Annotated in this window: 14 protein-coding genes; 6 read left to right on the top strand and 8 right to left on the bottom strand. The window is 63.3% G+C overall.

Features of this window, described 5'->3' with window-relative positions; all coding sequences use genetic code 11:
- Positions 1 to 18: 18 nt before the first annotated feature.
- Positions 19 to 264: a hypothetical protein gene (locus tag C3B61_RS15590; protein WP_103461492.1), complete on the bottom strand. Its 246-nt coding sequence runs from the start codon at positions 262 to 264 to the stop codon at positions 19 to 21.
- 308 nt (positions 265 to 572) lie between these two features.
- Here C3B61_RS15590 and C3B61_RS15585 point away from each other — a divergent pair, with 308 nt between their 5' ends.
- On the top strand, positions 573 to 1286 hold the full coding sequence (locus C3B61_RS15585) for a GAF and ANTAR domain-containing protein (protein WP_103461491.1): 714 nt from the start codon (positions 573 to 575) through the stop codon (positions 1284 to 1286).
- A 263-nt stretch (positions 1287 to 1549) separates the two neighbouring features.
- On the opposite strand, the gene C3B61_RS15580 is transcribed toward C3B61_RS15585, so the two are convergent.
- The 6 genes from C3B61_RS15580 to C3B61_RS15555 form a co-directional block, all read right to left on the bottom strand.
- Positions 1550 to 3811: an exo-beta-d-1,3/1,6-glucosidase gene (locus C3B61_RS15580; protein WP_103461490.1), complete on the bottom strand. Its 2262-nt coding sequence runs from the start codon at positions 3809 to 3811 to the stop codon at positions 1550 to 1552.
- Positions 3808 to 4869 carry an ABC transporter permease gene (locus C3B61_RS15575; protein WP_103461489.1) on the bottom strand — a complete coding sequence of 354 codons (1062 nt, stop codon included), beginning with the start codon at positions 4867 to 4869 and terminating at the stop codon, positions 3808 to 3810. The genes C3B61_RS15580 and C3B61_RS15575 overlap by 4 nt, the downstream gene beginning before the upstream one ends.
- Before the next feature lies 1 nt (position 4870).
- Entirely contained in the window at positions 4871 to 5866 is a 996-nt protein-coding gene (locus C3B61_RS15570; protein ID WP_103461488.1) for an ABC transporter permease, read from the bottom strand.
- Positions 5863 to 6675, bottom strand: coding sequence for an ABC transporter ATP-binding protein (locus C3B61_RS15565; RefSeq protein ID WP_103461487.1), 813 nt, complete (start codon positions 6673 to 6675; stop codon positions 5863 to 5865). Before C3B61_RS15565 ends, C3B61_RS15570 begins: the two co-directional genes overlap by 4 nt.
- Positions 6672 to 7496, bottom strand: a complete 825-nt coding sequence (locus tag C3B61_RS15560; protein ID WP_103461486.1) for an ABC transporter ATP-binding protein — start codon at positions 7494 to 7496, stop codon at positions 6672 to 6674. The genes C3B61_RS15565 and C3B61_RS15560 overlap by 4 nt, the downstream gene beginning before the upstream one ends.
- A 74-nt stretch (positions 7497 to 7570) precedes the next feature.
- Positions 7571 to 9226: an ABC transporter substrate-binding protein gene (locus tag C3B61_RS15555; RefSeq protein WP_103461485.1), complete on the bottom strand. Its 1656-nt coding sequence runs from the start codon at positions 9224 to 9226 to the stop codon at positions 7571 to 7573.
- Between the two features lie 102 nt (positions 9227 to 9328).
- Between C3B61_RS15555 and C3B61_RS15550 the strand changes: the two genes are divergently transcribed.
- The gene (locus tag C3B61_RS15550; RefSeq protein ID WP_103461484.1) at positions 9329 to 10027 is read left to right on the top strand and encodes a TetR/AcrR family transcriptional regulator; all 699 of its coding nucleotides are present in this window, start codon (positions 9329 to 9331) and stop codon (positions 10025 to 10027) included.
- 74 nt (positions 10028 to 10101) lie between these two features.
- Here C3B61_RS15550 and C3B61_RS20340 read toward each other — a convergent pair whose 3' ends face one another.
- Positions 10102 to 10350, bottom strand: a complete 249-nt coding sequence (locus C3B61_RS20340; protein ID WP_165791198.1) for an ANTAR domain-containing protein — start codon at positions 10348 to 10350, stop codon at positions 10102 to 10104.
- A 1113-nt stretch (positions 10351 to 11463) separates the two neighbouring features.
- Between C3B61_RS20340 and C3B61_RS15540 the strand changes: the two genes are divergently transcribed.
- The 4 genes from C3B61_RS15540 to C3B61_RS15525 all read left to right on the top strand — a co-directional run bounded on the left by C3B61_RS15540 (position 11464) and on the right by C3B61_RS15525 (position 16878).
- Positions 11464 to 12642 carry an ROK family transcriptional regulator gene (locus C3B61_RS15540; RefSeq protein WP_103461482.1) on the top strand — a complete coding sequence of 393 codons (1179 nt, stop codon included), beginning with the start codon at positions 11464 to 11466 and terminating at the stop codon, positions 12640 to 12642.
- Between the two features lie 141 nt (positions 12643 to 12783).
- A complete protein-coding gene (gene mmsA / locus C3B61_RS15535; protein WP_103461840.1) occupies positions 12784 to 14304 on the top strand; it encodes a multiple monosaccharide ABC transporter ATP-binding protein in 1521 nt (506 codons plus the stop codon).
- A gap of 38 nt (positions 14305 to 14342) precedes the next feature.
- Positions 14343 to 15653: a multiple monosaccharide ABC transporter permease gene (mmsB, locus tag C3B61_RS15530; RefSeq protein WP_103461839.1), complete on the top strand. Its 1311-nt coding sequence runs from the start codon at positions 14343 to 14345 to the stop codon at positions 15651 to 15653.
- 115 nt (positions 15654 to 15768) lie between these two features.
- Entirely contained in the window at positions 15769 to 16878 is a 1110-nt protein-coding gene (locus C3B61_RS15525; RefSeq protein ID WP_103461481.1) for a substrate-binding domain-containing protein, read from the top strand.
- Positions 16879 to 17007: the final 129 nt, after the last annotated feature.

Here is a 17007-nt window from a genome sequence, read left to right as displayed (position 1 = left end):
CTGGCTAGCCTCAATGGATCAGACGCGGCGTCGCGGGTCACCGGGACCACCCCTCGTGCCCTTGTGTGCCTCCTCGATAATCCGGACGTTATCCACAACGGCAGTTTCGGTCATGAGCAGATCGAGCGACGTGACGAACAGTCGGGCGATTTCTTCTTGGCTCACATCAGGGCCGGGCACGTCGTCACGAAACCCCTGGGCCTGAAGACCGCCCTCGTTCGAGAAGATGATCTCTGCGTCGAAAACGGCACGATATTCGGTCATCTGGCAACTAACGAGATGCCGTCGATGAACACGCTGCACCGTGGTACCAACGCGGCGATCACGCGACGCAACAGATCACCATCGCGCATCAAGCCATCATTTGATCAGCCTTCGACCGGGTGGGCGAGACGCCTCGCAACCCACGGGTTACAAGACGCTGACTACCCGTACCGGAAGCGTAGCGGCCCCCTCATTCCGGGTGTGTTGCCGGGCTGGGGGAGTGGCCAGTAGACGAGCCCCTATCGGACACGCATGACGGTGTGCAACCCCTTTGCGGCCGGTGTGATCGCGCTCTATTCTCTGGGTGCATGGTGTCCTCTCAACGTGAAGTTGATCTTGCAGACGTTTTTGTGCTCCTCGCCGACTCACTTAGTGCGGGCCGCGACGTCGTCGACACCATGGACATCCTCGTCCAGGCCAGCACCGAATTTACAGCGGCGACAGACGCCGGAATTCTTCTGGCCGATAGCGGTGGTGTTCTTCACATTGTGGCGTCTTCCAACGAGCGTACGAGCGAGGTCGAAGAGGCCCAGCTTGGTCACGATCAAGGCCCGTGTCTGGACTGCTTCGCTTCCGGGGAACCTGTAGAGATTTCTAATCTCTCCGAAGTATCCGGACGGTGGCCTCAGTTTGTTGCGATTGCCCTCTCGCGAGGATTCGATGCCGTGCATTCTTTCCCATTGTGCCTGCGTGGTCACACTTTTGGGAGTATGAACCTTTTTAGTTCCGTCCGCGAACCGTTCAGCGACCAGGACGCAGCTCTGGCGCTGGCCTTTGCTCAAGTGGCAACGATCAGCCTCGTCCAGTACCAAATCATCCACAATCAAGGCACAGCGAACGGACAATTACAGCAAGCGCTGAAGAGCAGGATACTCATCGAGCAAGCTAAGGGTGTTTTGGCGCAGCGCCACGGGGCGCCCATTGATGCCGCCTTCTCCTTGCTCCGCACCTACGCCCGCACAAGTAGTTCAAAGCTGCACGACATCGCTGATGATGTCGTGCATCACGGGCTCTCGTTTTAGGTGGAACGATTGAGACGTCCGCTTGAACGCCCTCGCCTGGAATAGAAGTCCAGGGCTGCTTACCTTGCGGCCGGCACGTCAGTCGGACGGGGGATCGCTCAGCGGCCACCCCCCCGGTTGAGCAAAACGCGTGGGGTGACGTGGGCGCGGGCTGACCGATAGAGCCGTCCGTATGGCCTGGACCCGTGTTCACTCTCCGGGGTCAAGGCCACCGGTGGTAGTCGGTGCACTCGAGCGGGCGACTTTATTGGCTGCCCCGCCCGCTACTCTTCTGTCACCGTAAACCCCGCCCCGAGCAACGCGGTGTCTCGTGACGACGGACCGACCAAAAGCTCGAACTCGCCCGGTTCCACGACTCGTCGTTCTTTGGCATCCACGATGGTGCACTCGGCGACGGGCAATTCCAACCGCACGCGAACGGTCTCGCCGGGTACCAACTCGATCTGACGGAAGGCCTTGAGTTCCTTGTCGGTCCAGCTCACCGAGGTGACGACATCCCGCACGTACACCTGCACTGTCTCCAGTGCCGGGCGGGCGCCGGTGTTGCGCACCGTGATGTGCGCCACGATCGTCTCGGATGCTGTCAGCGCCGTCGCCTCCAGTACGAGGTCCTCGTACTGGACGGTGGTGTAGCTCTGCCCTTCACCGAAGGCCCAGGCGGGTGACTGGGTGAGGTCGGCGTAGCGGTCGCCGTGCTGGCCGCGGATCTGGTTGTAGTACGCCGGCTGCTGCCCGACGTGCCGCACAAAGGAGATCGGCAGGCGCCCGGACGGTTGTACCTCACCGAGGAGAATCTCGGCGAGTGCGCGCCCGCCCTGCATGCCCGGATTCGCCGTCCAAAGAACAGCTGCGGCCCGCTGAACGGAGATCGGCAGCACGAGCGGTTTGGAGGCGAGCAGCACGACGACCACCCGCTTCCCCGTCGCGATTAGCGCGTCTAGAAGGGCGTTCTGTCCACCCATGAGCTCGAGCGTCGCCGTCGACCGCCCCTCACCGACGAGTTCGATCCTGTCGCCGACGACGACCACCACGACATCCGCCTTGTTCGCCGCGGAGACGGCCTCGGCGATAAGTTTCGGGTCGGGGTCGCACGCCAGGACGTGCGGCGGGCGGGGCTGTCCATCCGGGAATGTCGCGCCGATGGGATCCGGCTGCAGAGTAAGGATGTCGGCGCCGCGCGCATAGGTGACTGCCCAGTCATCGGGCGCGATCCGCCGGATGCCGTCGAGCACGGTGGTGATCATTTCGCGCGGCTGCCCGGCGAGCCAACCGACCTGACCCGATCCGCCGGCCCAGTCGCCCAGCTGAGTCTGAGCATCGTCGGCCAGCGGCCCCACAACGGCGACCCGGGTCGGGCGCGCAGCCGACAACGGCAGCACTCCGTCGTTCTCCAGCAACACAATCGATCGTCGAGCCACCTCCAGGTTTAGCTGAGCGTGTGCGGCGTTACCGACGATCTCGTCCAGGTCAGCGCGCGGCAACCGGGGGTTCTCGAACAATCCGAGCTCGAACTTGAGGGTGAGGATCCGGGCGACGGCCGGGTCGAACGCGTTCGGGTCGAGGAGACCCTGGTCGACGGCATCCAGCGCGCCTTGGAAGAACTGGGGGGTCGTCATGATCATGTCGTTGCCGGCCCGCACGGCAGCGGCGGCCGCGTGCGCATAGTCGGGCTGCACACGCTGTTCCCAGACCATCCGGCCGACATTGTCCCAGTCGGTGATGAGGGTGCCGGTATAGCCCCATTCGCCCCGGAGGACCTTGCTCAGAAGCCAGTCGTTAATGGTGATGGGCACGCCGTCCATGCTTTGGTAGCCGAGCATGAAGGACCGGCAGCCCGCCTTGGCCACCCGCTCGAACGGCGGCAGGAACCACGAGCGGAGCTTGCGACGAGAGATGTCTGCCTCGCTGGCATCACGCCCTCCCTGCGTCTCTGAGTACCCGGCGAAGTGCTTGGCGGTTGCGAGGATCGCCGTCGGGTCGGCCAGACCGTGTCCCTGATAGCCCCGCACCATCGCCGAGGCCAGCTCGCCGATGAGAAACGGATCCTCGCCGAAAGTCTCGTTCACCCGCCCCCAGCGCAGGTCGCGAGCGATGCACAGCACGGGTGAGAAGGTCCAGTGCACGCCCGTGGCAGCCACCTCGATCGCTGTCGCCCGGGCGACCCGCTCCAGGAGGTCGGCGTTCCAGGACGCCGCCATACCCAGCTGCGTCGGGTAGATCGTCGCGCCCTCCCAGAACGAGTGACCGTGGATGCAGTCCTCAGCGACAAGCAGCGGTATGCGCAGCCGCGTGTCGGCGGCGAGTTCGTTCGCACGCACGATCAGCTCCGGCGAGGTGTGCAGTACCGATCCGACATACTTCGTAAGCACGTGGTCGTCGAGGCCCTGACGGGCGTCGAGTTGGAGCATCTGCCCCACTTTCTCCTCCAGCGACATGCGTGCGAGGAGGTCGGCGACGCGTTCGGGGATCGCGCGTGCGGGATCCTGGTACACGCGGGAAGCGGTGAATGTTTCGGAGATGGTCATTTCGGGCCCTCTTGCTTACTCGGTGTCGAAGTCTTGGTCATGGTGCGCACGATGGTCATCGTCTCGTTGATGTCGAGACCCTTCTTTTTCATCGCCCGGGCACGCTCGCCTGCCGAACGCAGGCGTGGGTTGACGTACTCATCGATGCCGAAGTTGATCAGTGACAGTGCGACGCCGAGGATGGCGATGCAGAGTCCAGCCGGGATGTACCACCACCAGAAGTCCGGGAAGGCGCCGTTCTGCTGAGCCCAGAACAGGATCGTTCCCCAGTTCAGGTTGGTGATGGGGATCACGCCGATGAAGGCGAGAGTGGTGAGGCCCAGCACCGCTGCAGTGACGGTGCCGACGAAGCTCGAGGCGATGATCGCCATGAGGTTCGGCAGCATTTCCACGAGGATGATGCGATGCAGCGGCTCACCGTTCGCGCGAGCGGCCTGGATGAAGTCGCGGTTGCGCAGCGACATCGTCTGCGCCCGAAGGACGCGGGCGCCCCAGGCCCAGCCGGTTGCCGCCAGCACGGCGGCGATGAGGATGAGCGGTGGGTTCTCGAACTGGGACGCGACAATAATGATCAGCGGCAGCCCTGGTATGACGAGGAACACGTTCGTGATCGCGGACAGCGACTCGCTGCGCCAGCCCCGGGTGTACCCGGCGACGACGCCCATGACCACGGCGATCGCCGTGCCGATGATACCGGCCAGGAACCCAACGATGAGCACACCGCGGGTGCCGTAGATAATTTGGCTAAGGATGTCCTCTCCCATGTGCGTCGTGCCGAGCAGGTGGGCCCAGGACGGTGCCTGACGTAGCGCCGTGAAGTCCTTCTCCAGCGCGCCGTACGGAGCTAGGACGTCGCCGAGGAGCGCAACCGCGACGAAGACGCCCAGGATGACGAGTCCAGTCAGCGACTTTGGGTTGCGGAACATTGCGAACGACGACGCGAGCTGCGACAGGAACGTCTTTTCCTTGGGCGGAATGCTCGCTGCCGGCGAACGCAATGTCGCCGTTTCGGGGCTGCCGGCGCTTGCCGGTCTGGTGAGGTTTAGCGGGGTTGTCATCTCAGGCCTCCGTCTGGCGTGTGCGGGGATCGAGGATGGCGTAGGCGACGTCTGCGAGGATGTTCGCGCACAGCACCGCCATCGTGATGATGAGGAACACGCCTTGCATTAGCGGGTAGTCCTTCGCGGTGGTCGCGTCCAGCAGCAGCTTGCCGATGCCGGGATAAGAGAACACCATCTCCATCACAATCGTGCCGCCGACGATAAATCCGATGGATAACGCGAAGCTGGACAGCTGCGGCAGCATCGCATTGCGGGCTGCATAGTTCCAGAGCACGCGACGGTTCGGCATGCCCTTAGCCTGTGCCACGGTGATGTAGTCCTCGTCGAGCACGGTAAGCATCATGTTGCGCATGCCGAGGATCCATCCTCCGAGCGACGCGATGACGATCGTGATCGCCGGCAATGCGCCGTGGGCGATAACTTGGCCAATGAAGTCGGCCGTGAACTCGGGCGACGAGCCTTTGTCGTAAGCGTGCGAGGCGGGAAACCAACCGAGGGTGGACGAGAAGACCGCGATCGCGATCAGTCCGAGCCAGAAGTACGGCACCGTGCTAAAAAAGGTCGAAATCGGGACGATCACGTCTGCCTTGCTTCCCCGACGCCAGCCGATCAGGGCGCCAGTTGCGGTGCCGAGCACGAATGACACGATCGTGGCGATCCCGACAAGCCCGAGCGTCCATGGCAGAGCTGAGGAGATGACGTCACCGACGGGGGCGAGGCCGTTGGAGAAGGAGCGTCCGAGGTCGCCGCTGAACAACAGTTGCCAGTAGTCCGAGTACTGCTCCCAGACGCTGCTGTCCTGGTCGAGGCCAAAGAGGATGCGCAGCGACCGCTCGGCTTCCGGGGTGATCTGCCCGGCGTTCCGCTGCATGTACGCGGTGACGGGGTCACCCGCCATCATGCGCGGCAGGAAGAAATTGATGGTGATCGCCGCGAACGCCGTGAACAGGTAGAACGCGGAACGGCTGGCGATGAAGCGGACTGGGATCTTCATGCGACACCGCCCTGGGGGTGGGCCGATGTCGTCGCGAAGTGCTTCTCCGGGTCGGGCGACGCCGATCGGAGCTCCCGGGTGTATTCGTGCTGGGGGTTCAGGATAACGTCGTCGGCTGAACCGTGCTCGACCACGCGACCGTGGTGCAGCACCATAATCTGGTCGCTGAAGTGCCGCGCGGTGGCGAGGTCGTGGGTGATGTAGAGCACACCCAGGCCCTCTTCTCTCTGCAGGTCGGCGAGAAGGTTCAGCACACCGAGGCGGATCGACACGTCCAGCATCGACACCGGTTCATCGGCCACGAGCAGCGACGGCCGGGACGCAAGCGCTCGGGCGATCGCGACTCGTTGGCGTTGTCCGCCGGAAAGCTCGTGCGGGCGGCGGTCGATGACCGAATCCGCGTCCAGGCGTACCCGCTCCAGGAGACGTCTGACCTCTCTCTCGGTTTCGGCTTTGGGGACGACGTTGTCCAGCCGCAGTGGGCGTTCGATGTGGTAGCGGATTGAGTGGTACGGGTTGAGCGAAGCGAAGGGATCCTGGAAGATCATCCGCAACGTCTGGCGGTAGCTGCGGAGGCCTCGTCCGTGGCGCGGGATCGGCTTGCCGTTCAACAGAACCTCGCCGCTGGTCGGTGTCTCCAGCTGGGTCAGGATCTTCGCGATGGTCGACTTGCCGCTGCCGGACTGGCCGACCAGGGCAATGGTCTCGCGGTCGTGCAGGGTGAAACTGACGTCGTCGAGGGCGAGCATCGACGGTGCTCCGCGCACCCGGTAGCGTTTGGAAACGTTCACAAACTCGAGTGTGGTCATCGGACCAACACTCCCCTCTCGCCGGTTAGGCGGGGAAACGACGCCAGCAGCGTCTTGGTGTACTCATGTTGCGGTTGCTCCCAGAGCTCGCGCGCGGGTGCGAGTTCGATGATCTCTCCGTTGCGCATTACCGCGATGCGGTCGCTGATCTCCAGCAGCAGAGGGAGGTCGTGGGTGATGAAGATCACCGAGAAGCCGAACTCGTGGCGCAGCTGCGAGATCTGGCGCAGGATTTCGCGTTGCACGAGTACATCCAGTGCCGTGGTCGGCTCGTCCATGACCATGAGCTGAGGGCGCAGAGCGAGCGCCATCGCGATCATCACGCGTTGGCGCATGCCGCCGGAGAGCTCGTGCGGATAGGAACGGATGCGCTCGCGCCCCACGGCGACGAGCTCGAGCAGCTCCTCGCACGCGGCGCGGCGTTCGCGCCGGTTGAGGTCGGGACGGTGAACCTGGAACACGTCGTCGAGTTGTGCGCCGATCGTGGTGACAGGGTTGAGCGCGTTCATCGCCCCCTGGAACACCATAGAGATTTTGTCCCAACGGAAGCGTCGCATCTCTTCGATGTCGAGCGCGTTGACGTCGATGTCAACACCGGAGGCGTCGTGGAAGGTAACGCTTCCGCTGGTGATAACCGCGGGTGCACGCAGCAGGCGCTGCAGGCCGTAGGCAAGGGTGGTCTTGCCGCATCCGCTCTCGCCGGCGAGTCCGAGGATCTCGCCGCGCTGCAGTTCGAGGGTGACGTTCTTCACTGCCTCGACGGGCGGATCGACGTCGTACACGATGGAGAAGTCGTGCACGCTGAGCAGGGGGTCTGGCATGGGTTTCGTCGCTTTCGTGAGGGTCGGCGCAGGAGGGTCGGATGCTGTCGCATCCGCCCCTCCTTCGATTCGAACTACTCGGCCGGTGTCAGCTTCGTGAGGATCAGCGGGACGGTGACCTGCACAGGGTCAGCTGTCGCGTACTGATCCTCCTCACTTGGCCAGCCCACGTAATTGCGGGTGTTGTACTCACCCAGCACCGGGTGAGTGCCGACCGGGATTACCGGCACGTCCTCGACGAACACCTTCTGGATCTCTTCAAGCGCTGCGGTGCGCTCCTCGTCGGTTGCCGCGGTCGCGTACGTGTTCAGCAGCTCGGTGGCACGAGGGTTGTCGTAGCGACCGAAGTTGTAGTCCACGTTCTCGCCCGTCAGCAACCAGCGTCCGTCCATTGTGTCGGAGTAGAGGTCGTACGGCGTCGTGCCGCTGTCGGTCCAGTGCATGATGGCGTCGAAGTTTCCCGAGCGCTTGTTCGCCCACCATGTGTCGGCGTCCGGCGTGTTCACCTTCGCGTCGGCGCCGAGGGTCTTCGTGACCTGGTCGGCGATGAGGCTAATGCCGGTGACGTAGTCGTTCCAGCCCTGCGGGACCTCGAGGGTGAACGAAACAGGCTCGCCATCGGGGTCGATCAGGGCGTCCTTGGCCCAGGTGTATCCCGCGTCGGTGAGAATCTCGCGAGCGGCCTCGACATCCATGGCGAGTTCTTCGCCCTGGTACTCGGGAGCGATGTACTGCTCGCCGACGGGAGTCGGCAGGCCGGTAACCGACGATAGTTCGGGGCCGGCCTTCTCTCGGGCGATCTCGGTGTGCGCAGCACGGTCGATGACGATGTTGACCGCCTGGCGGAAGGCGAGATCGTTGAACGGCTTCTGCTGGTGGTTGAGGAAGAGGACGTCGGGCGCCATGACGTTCGCGGCCCAGAATTTGTTGTGCTCAGGGTCCTTGTCTACAAACGCGCTCTGCACGTTGGGGATGAACGCCTGCGCCCAGTCGGCATCGCCCTTCGCGAGTGCTGTGGTCAGCGCCGTGTTGTCGTTGTACGAGACGTAGTACAGAGTCGGCACGGCGAGCTCGCCGCCCCAGTAGTCGTCACGGGCCTGCAACGTGACTGACTGGCTGCTGAAGCTGTCCAGCGTGTACGGACCGGTACCGACGGGTTCGGGGTTGGTCTCCGTAGTGGGGTCGGCGATGTCGGCCCAAACGTGCTCAGGGACCATCGGGATGTGCAACACCTGCGCCTGCTTGACGAACTTCGACTCAGCGAAGGTGAGGACCACGTTCTCGCCGTCCTTCACAACGTCAGTCAGCTGCAAGTTGCCCGTGTCCAGCGCGGGAGTGTTTCGGATTAGGTTGAAGGAGAAGACGATGTCATCGGCGGTGAACTCCTCACCGTCGCTCCAGGTCACCCCGGTGCGCGGGGTAACGGTGAGCTGGGTGTAGTCGTCATTCCATTCGACTTTTTCTGCCAGCCAGGGGGTGGTCTCGTTCTCGCCGACGAGGTTCACCATGGCGAGGGGTTCAAAGATGACGTTTTTATAGCCAAGCTTGTTCGCGGACGAATCACCGACCCAGGGGTTATTCGACTCCGTGGCGATGGCGCCGTCTGGCTTCGCGATGGTCAGTGCTGCCCCGGCCTCAGGCTGTGGGCTGGGGGCGGCGCCTCCGGTGCAGCCGGTGAGGGCGAGAGCCGCCACCAGTCCAGCGCCGATAAAGGTTGTTCTAAGCCTCATTGCTTCTCCTTTGTGATGCAGCACCGTCATCGGTGCGCTCTTCGCAATTACTTACTTGCTGGTAAGTGATCTTCTGCGTAGGCTACCAACAGGTAGGTAATAATGACAAGTAACAATTCAGACTTCATCGTCGCCGCTGAAGGGGGCACCGTGACACACGACGTCCAGAGCATCTCGCCGCGCACTCGCCCAGCGACGCTGCGTAAGCGCAAGAGGATCCTCGACGCTGCCATCGACATCTTCGGCAATAAGGGCTACGCGAACGGCACCCTTGCCGACATAGCCGACCAGGTGGATCTAACCCACGCCGGAGTGCTTCATCACTTCGGGTCCAAGCAAAATTTGCTGCTTGAGATGCTCACCTACCGCGACCACACAGACGTCGCCGATCTCGACGAGCAGCACATCCCAGGAGGGCCGGACCTGTTCTTGCACCTGGTGCGCACGGCCCTCGTGAACTCGCGCCGCGCTGGTGTGGTGCAGGTCTACACAGTACTTTCGGCCGAGTCCGTCACCGATGATCACCCGGCACGCCCCTACTTCGAGAGTCGGTATTCGACGCTACGAGGCCAAGTCGCCGACGCCTTTCAAGTGTTGTGCTTGCAGGAGGGCGTCACGGAGACTGCGATGATTGGTCCTGCCTCAGCCAGTATTCTGGCCGTAATGGACGGGTTACAACTGCAATGGCTCCTGCACCCGCAGGAGATCGAGCTCGCCGAGGCCAGTGAGTTCGCTATCCGTGCTGTCGTCAACGCGGTGCTTCATCCGGGACCGGAGCTCTCCCAATATTCTCGAGGCTAATTGCCCGGCGAGCGAGATGGCCGATGCAAGCCGTGCGAGGTCCGTTAGACCCTACGGCGGAGAATGCCCATGAGTCAGTTCTTGTCGTCATCAGGGACACAACCATTTCGCCGTGCAGGATTCTGACGTGTGAGCCGGCTTCGCCTTTCGGCCCGATGCTGCGGTCGATAACCGCGGTGGCCACGGTGATGAGGGTGAGCCTGTGGTGGCGCGCATGTTTTCCGCAAAGCCACGAATGCTTCGTCCATGGCTGGCTCAGCGCTTTCTACTACAACGCCCTTCGCGTGCTCGATCAGAATTCGGGAGTTAAGGGCGTGTTGCAACTGTGCCGCGATGAGTCCCTTCTCTCTGCTCCTCGCTCCTGCAGTAGCCCAATGGTGCCAACGTCGGCCAAGGTCTGTGCATCAGCGACATCGGTGGGGGCCAGGTCACCCACGTGGATGCTGAACATGTTCAAGGCCCCAAGTTGAGCAGATGCCTACTCGCTGTAGAACTCCCGGAGCACCGCGGCGATCTCTTCGCCCTAAGCGGCCATCGCCCATATTTCCACGTACAGGCGCACGACGGTGGGATCGGTTTGCTGTTGCATGATGGCGGCGTCGAGCCTGTTACTGGCAGTGTGTGACACGGGCCATTGCTGCCGGCGTCCAGGTCAATCCCGGTGGTTTCCCGCATTCACGCCAAGGATCGGTGAAGCACGCGCTTTAGCACGGCCTGCAGGAGGTCCGAGCGGGCGGGAAAATAGTGCTGGAGATGGTCGAATGCTTACATGCGCCGCTGCGGCGAGAATTCGCGTCGTTGCTCCAATATTGCAGGATGAACGCAAATCAGGTTCCGCAAGAATGCGTTGATTGATCCCCAAGGCAAGATTCTCCTGGCGCTGAATGGCCGCAAGCAGCACTTTTCAGGGAAGGAGTAGCCGTCCGCGAGGGGATCCCTACCGGACTTATCTATCGTCGGGTGCGGCCTGCCCCATGGCACCCCAGGCGAACGGGGTGCGTTTGGGCTCGTACATAGTCCAGTCGGACTCATTCAGTGCACGAGTCTCGCCACTCGAATCGAGGTGCCAGACCCCGTCCGCGTGTTTGACAACGACGCCCGCCACCATCTCCGGCACGCAAGCCTCGCCGATTTGGGTCCAGCGAATCAGACCGATCCGCCTGCCAATATCCCCTAACCTTCTCCGCCCCATGGGCTTGTATCAGCGAGGCGAGATTGGTGAACTTCCGGGCCGAGGCCGTAGAAGCGCCGGATGTTCATGATCAGAGGTCGCCACAGGTTGGGGTCGATCCGGTTTCCCGTACCGGCAGGCGGATCCGGTCGGCGAATGGGTGCCGCTCAGCTCGCGCCAGTGGCTTCGTGGACACGGCTTCGTTGGACCGCTTGTTTGTATTCAATTGTTGACGGCGTGATTGCTTTGCGCCACTCTTGAATACATGCCGGTGCGCGAACGAAGCAAGCCAGGGTCGCAGAGCGCCCTGAGGCTCTCCAACCAGCGACGAATTCTCTCCACGGTGTCCGGAGGGCCAACGACGCAGGCCGATATTGCGCGCACCACCGGTCTTTCTACCGCGACAGTCTCAAACATTGTCAAGGTGCTCGTTGAGCTCGGTCTGGTCGCGACCTCGCCGACAACCAGCTCAGGACGGCGCGCACAACTGGTGAGCCTGTCATCGACCGACGGCGCGGTCTCGGTGGGCATCGATTTCGGGCGCCGCCACGTACGCATCATCGTGGCCACGCTCGACTACCGGGTGATCGCCGAAAAAGAGGTCGAGATCCCGGCCGGGTATACGGCCGCCGAAGCGCTCGACATTGCGGCCAACCTGCTCACCTCGACCCTGAACCACGCGAGGGTGCCGCGTTCGTCGGTGCTCGGCGTCGGCGTCGGCGTGCCCGGTCCCATCGACCGGCGCACCGGGACCGTGGTCGACGGCGCTATCCTGCCCGAATGGGTGGGCGTGACGGTGGGCATGGTCGAGGAGATCTTCGAACTGCCGGTGTACCTGGAGAACGATGCGAACCTTGGCGTGCTCGCCGAGGTCACCTGGGGCTCGCACGCCGGAACCCCCACCGTCGTCTTCGTCAAGGTGGGCACCGGAATCGGTGCCGGGCTCATCCTCAATGGCGTGCCCTACTCCGGAAATATCGGGCTGACCGGGGAAATCGGTCACACTCCCATTTACGAACATGGACTGCTGTGCCGCTGCGGAAACCGTGGTTGCCTTGAGACCGTGGCGTCCACCACGATCATGATCGAACTGCTCTCACGCACCCTCGACCGTCCGGTTCGCACCCGGGATATCGTGCGGATGGCCCTCGAGGGCGACGAGCGGGCTATCCGCGTGGTCGAAGAGGCCGGCCTGGCCGTCGGTCGATCGATAGCGGCGATCACCAACCTCATCAACCCGCACACCATCATCGTGGGCGGGCCGCTGACGGGGTTGGGTGAAATGCTGCTCGGTCCGATCCGCAGCGCGCTCAAGCGCTACGCCGTGCCGATGATCATGGAGACCACCGATCTGGTGATGTCATCCTTGGGGGAGCGGGCCGAAGCCCTCGGCGGGGCGGCTCTCGTGCTGCAGCAAGCGGGGATCAAAACCGCCGTTAGCTGATCGTTGCCAAATTCTTGCGTTAACAAGTTGACGATAAGGGATTGGAGGTCTACCGTCAGACCAGGGTCGCCAAGCCGGCCCAGTTAGACGAGGAGGTCAGACGTGGAGACGGCTCACAGCGCGCACCCCACCATCCTGGAGATGCAGTCCATCACCAAGGAGTTCCCGGGCGTCAAAGCGCTCGACAAGGTGTCACTCACCGTACGAGCCGAGGAGATCCACGCGATCTGCGGCGAGAACGGTGCCGGCAAGTCCACCCTGATGAAAGTGCTCTCGGGCGTCTACCCCTTCGGCACATATGACGGCGACATCGTCTACGAGGGCTCCGTGGTGCGCTTCCGCGACATCAAGCAGAGCGAGGCCGCCGGCATCGTCATCATCCACCAGGAACTCGCACTCATCCCCGAGCTCTCGATCACCGAGAACATCTTCCTCGGCAACGAGCCAGGCCGCCGCGGGATCATCAACTGGGTGGACGCGCAGCGCCGGGCGATCGAATTGCTCGCTCGGGTCGGGCTTGACGACGACCCGGACACCCAGGTGAAGAACATCGGTGTGGGCAAGCAGCAGCTGGTGGAGATCGCCAAGGCGCTGAACAAGAACGTGAAGCTGCTCATCTTGGACGAACCCACCGCCGCCCTCAACGAGAGCGACTCGCAGCACCTGCTCGACCTGATCCGCGGCCTCAAGGGCAAGGGCATCTCGTCGATCATGATCTCGCACAAGCTCAACGAGATCGAGCAGATCGCCGACCAGATCACCATCATCCGCGATGGCAAGTCGATCGAAACCCTCGACGTGGTAGCTGACGGGGTCGACGAAGACCGCATCATCCGCGGCATGGTCGGCCGAACGCTCGGTAACCGCTTTCCGGAGCACACCGCCACGATCGGCGAGGTCTTCTTCGAGGTGCGCGACTGGACCGTGCAGCACCCGCTCACGGCCGAGCGCCAGGTGGTGAAGAACTCAAGCTTCACCGTGCGCCGCGGTGAGGTGGTCGGATTCGCCGGCCTGATGGGCGCCGGCCGCACCGAACTGGCGATGAGCCTCTTCGGTCGGTCCTACGGCAAGTTCATCTCCGGCCAGGTCTTCAAGGACGGCGAAGAGATCAAGCTCCGCACTGTCGCCGAAGCGATCGGCCACGGCATCGCCTACGTCAGTGAAGACCGCAAGTCGCTGGGCCTCAACCTGCTCGACACCATCAAACGGTCCATCGTGTCGGCCAAGCTCGGCAAGATCTCCCGCGGCATTGTCGTGAACGAACTCGAAGAGGCACAGATCTCCGAGCAGTACCGCACCAGCCTCCGCATCAAGACCCCCACCGTGGAGGAGGGCGTGACCAAGCTGTCCGGGGGAAACCAGCAAAAAGTCGTGCTGGCCAAGTGGATGTTCACCGATCCCGACCTGCTGATCCTGGACGAACCGACCCGCGGCATCGACGTGGGCGCCAAGGCCGAGGTCTACCAGATCATCCGCGACCTCGCCGCGCGGGGCACCGGAATCATCATGATCTCATCGGAGCTGCCTGAGCTGCTCGGTGTCTCCGATCGCATCTACACGATCTTCGAAGGCAAGATCACCAACGAGCTCCCTGTCGCCCAGGCCGATCCTGAAACCCTCATGCGGAGCATGACCTCCTCCTCACAGAAAGTAGTCGCGTAATGAGCGCACCCGGTATAGACAAGCGCGGCGGATTCGACATCCGTGACCTGAAGAGCCTGTTCGGCGGCGGCGGTTCGCTCAAGCAGTTCGGCATCCTCGGCGCCCTCGTCGCGATCATCATTATCTTCCAGATCTGGACCGGCGGTAAGACCCTCCAGCCCGGCAACATCATCAACATCGTGCAGCAGTACTCCTACATCCTGATCCTGGCGATCGGCATGGTGATGGTGATCATCGCCGGCCACATCGACCTCTCGGTCGGCTCGGTCGCAGCCTTCACCGGCATCATCGTGGCCCTCGCCATGAAGGACTGGAACTTCCCGTGGTGGGCCGCCATAATCCTCGGCCTCATCGTCGGCGGGCTCATCGGCGCCTGGCAGGGCTTCTGGGTCGCCTATATCGGGGTCCCCGCCTTCATCGTGACGTTGGCCGGAATGCTCATCTGGCGCGGTGGCAACCAATTCATCGGCGACTCGGCCACCGTGCCGGTCGGAGCCGGTTTCCAGGTGATCGGCAAGGGCTACCTGCCCGAGTTCGGCCCGAACCTGGGCGTGAACAACCTCACCATGCTCCTCGGCATCGTCGTCGTGCTGATCCTCATCGGTCTCGAGGTGCGTGGACGCCGCACCCGCGCGGTGATGGGTGCGGCATCCGCACCGGCCTGGACCAGTATCCTGCGGGTCATCGTGCTCGGCGGAGTGGTCCTGGTGGCCGCCTACCTGTTCGCAACCGGCCGCGTCGGCACCAGCTTCCCGGTCTCGGGCATCATCCTCGCCTTGCTCGTCGTGGCGTACTCGTTCCTCACGAACCGCACCACCGTCGGCCGCCATATCTACGCGGTCGGCGGCAACAAGCACGCCGCGGAGCTCTCCGGCGTCAACTCGAAGCGGGTCAACTTCTTCGTGATGATGAACATGTCGGTGCTGGCCGCGCTGGCCGGCATGATCTTCGTCGCCCGATCGCAGGCGTCCGGCCCGTTCGACGGCACCGGCTGGGAGCTCGACGCGATCGCCGCCGTATTCATCGGCGGAGCGGCGGTCTCGGGCGGTATCGGCACCGTCGCCGGCTCCATCATCGGCGGACTCGTGATGGCCGTGCTCTCCAACGGCCTGGCGCTTAAGGGCATTTCGTCCGACCTCGTGCAGATCATCAAGGGCCTCGTGCTCCTGATTGCCGTGGGCGTCGACGTCTTCAACAAGTCGCAGGGACGCCCGTCGATCATCGGACTGATGACCCGCAACAAGGGCGGTGGCGGCGGCCAGATTCTGGCCGAAGAGCGCACAACGTCCCAGGTCACCCCGGGCGGCGGAACCCCGGACACCGCGGTTCCGGCCGATCTCAAGAACTAGCGTCCGCGCTGAATCATTTCCACGCTGAACTGCCGCGCCGAGTCACTCGGCGGGCACTCAGCACCACCCCGCAGCACCACTCACAGCACCACACACAGAAAAGAAAGAGATCCCAATGAAGAAGATCCTTTTTGCCACGACCGCCATCATGGCAGTCGCGGCACTCGGCCTCACCGGCTGTTCCTCCGACACCGGGCGCGGTGCCGCGGCCGGCACGGAGGAAGCCGCCAGCGGCTTCGACGCCGGTTCGCTCATCGGTGTCGCCCTGCCCGACAAGACCAGTGAGAACTGGGTTCTGGCCGGCAGCCTGTTCGAAGAGGGGCTCGCCGACGCTGGATTCGAGGGCGACGTGCAGTACGCCGGGGCCAGCAACGCTGTCGCCGACCAGCAGCAGCAGATCTCGACCATGGTCACCAACGGCGCCAAGGTCATCATCGTGGGCGCGAAGGACGGCGCGCAGCTCGGCACCCAGGTGGCAGAGGCCAAGGCCGCCGGTGCGATCGTCATCGCCTACGACCGTCTCATCCTGAACACCGACGACGTTGACTACTACGTCGCCTTCGACAACTTCAAGGTCGGCCAGCTTCAGGGCCAGGCCCTCCTCGACGGCATGGCGGCGAAGTTCCCGGACAAGACCGCCTACAACGTGGAACTCTTCTCCGGCTCCGCCGACGACTCCAACTCCGCGGTCTTCTTCGACGGAGCAATGGACATCCTGCAGCCGAAGATCGACGATGGCACCCTGAAGATCGTCTCCGGCCAGACCGACATCGCCCAGACGGCCACTGACGGCTGGAAGCCGGAGAACGCTCAGCGCCGCATGGACACCCTGATGCAGGGCACCTACCAGGCCGAAGCGGTCGATGGCGTCCTGTCGCCGAACGACACCCTCGCCCGCGCCATCATCACCTCGGTGAAGGATGCCGGACAGGCCGTCCTCCCCGTCGTGACCGGTCAGGACTCCGAAGCCGCATCGATCCCGCTGATCATGTCCGGCGAGCAGTACTCGACCATTTACAAGGACACCCGTGCCCTGGTCAAGGAAGCCATCGCCATGGCCACCGCTCTCCAGGCCGGTGACGAGCCCACCGTCAACGACACCGAGTCCTACGACAACGGCAACAAGATCGTGCCGGCCGACCTGCTGACCCCGGTGATTGTGACCAAGGACAACGCTGCAGAGGCGTACGCCGAGAACCCCGACCTGTCCGCGCTCACTAAGTAGCGAACCGAAGGTCCCCCTGAAAACCGGCCGGCCCTGCGGGGTCGGCCGGTTTTCGCGTCAGTACACCTAACCGTGACTCCCGCACGGTTTCTGCTTCAACGAACGATCCACGAGACGATAGGTGTATGC

It is taken from the genome of Cryobacterium zongtaii (assembly GCF_002909375.1).
Taxonomy (GTDB): Bacteria; Actinomycetota; Actinomycetes; order Actinomycetales; family Microbacteriaceae; genus Cryobacterium; species Cryobacterium zongtaii.
This window is presented reverse-complemented; position numbering and strand designations above follow the sequence as displayed.

Coding starts and splice junctions, on each gene's coding strand:
- mmsA (WP_103461840.1), top strand. CDS start 12,784: ATGCAGTCCATCACCAAGGAGTTCCCGGGCGTCAAAGCGCTCGACAAG.
- C3B61_RS15590 (WP_103461492.1), bottom strand. CDS start 264: ATGACCGAATATCGTGCCGTTTTCGACGCAGAGATCATCTTCTCGAAC.
- C3B61_RS15580 (WP_103461490.1), bottom strand. CDS start 3,811: ATGACCATCTCCGAAACATTCACCGCTTCCCGCGTGTACCAGGATCCC.
- C3B61_RS15560 (WP_103461486.1), bottom strand. CDS start 7,496: ATGCCAGACCCCCTGCTCAGCGTGCACGACTTCTCCATCGTGTACGAC.
- C3B61_RS15575 (WP_103461489.1), bottom strand. CDS start 4,869: ATGACAACCCCGCTAAACCTCACCAGACCGGCAAGCGCCGGCAGCCCC.
- C3B61_RS15570 (WP_103461488.1), bottom strand. CDS start 5,866: ATGAAGATCCCAGTCCGCTTCATCGCCAGCCGTTCCGCGTTCTACCTG.
- C3B61_RS15540 (WP_103461482.1), top strand. CDS start 11,464: ATGCCGGTGCGCGAACGAAGCAAGCCAGGGTCGCAGAGCGCCCTGAGG.
- C3B61_RS15585 (WP_103461491.1), top strand. CDS start 573: ATGGTGTCCTCTCAACGTGAAGTTGATCTTGCAGACGTTTTTGTGCTC.
- C3B61_RS15565 (WP_103461487.1), bottom strand. CDS start 6,675: ATGACCACACTCGAGTTTGTGAACGTTTCCAAACGCTACCGGGTGCGC.
- C3B61_RS15550 (WP_103461484.1), top strand. CDS start 9,329: ATGACAAGTAACAATTCAGACTTCATCGTCGCCGCTGAAGGGGGCACC.
- C3B61_RS15525 (WP_103461481.1), top strand. CDS start 15,769: ATGAAGAAGATCCTTTTTGCCACGACCGCCATCATGGCAGTCGCGGCA.
- C3B61_RS15555 (WP_103461485.1), bottom strand. CDS start 9,226: ATGAGGCTTAGAACAACCTTTATCGGCGCTGGACTGGTGGCGGCTCTC.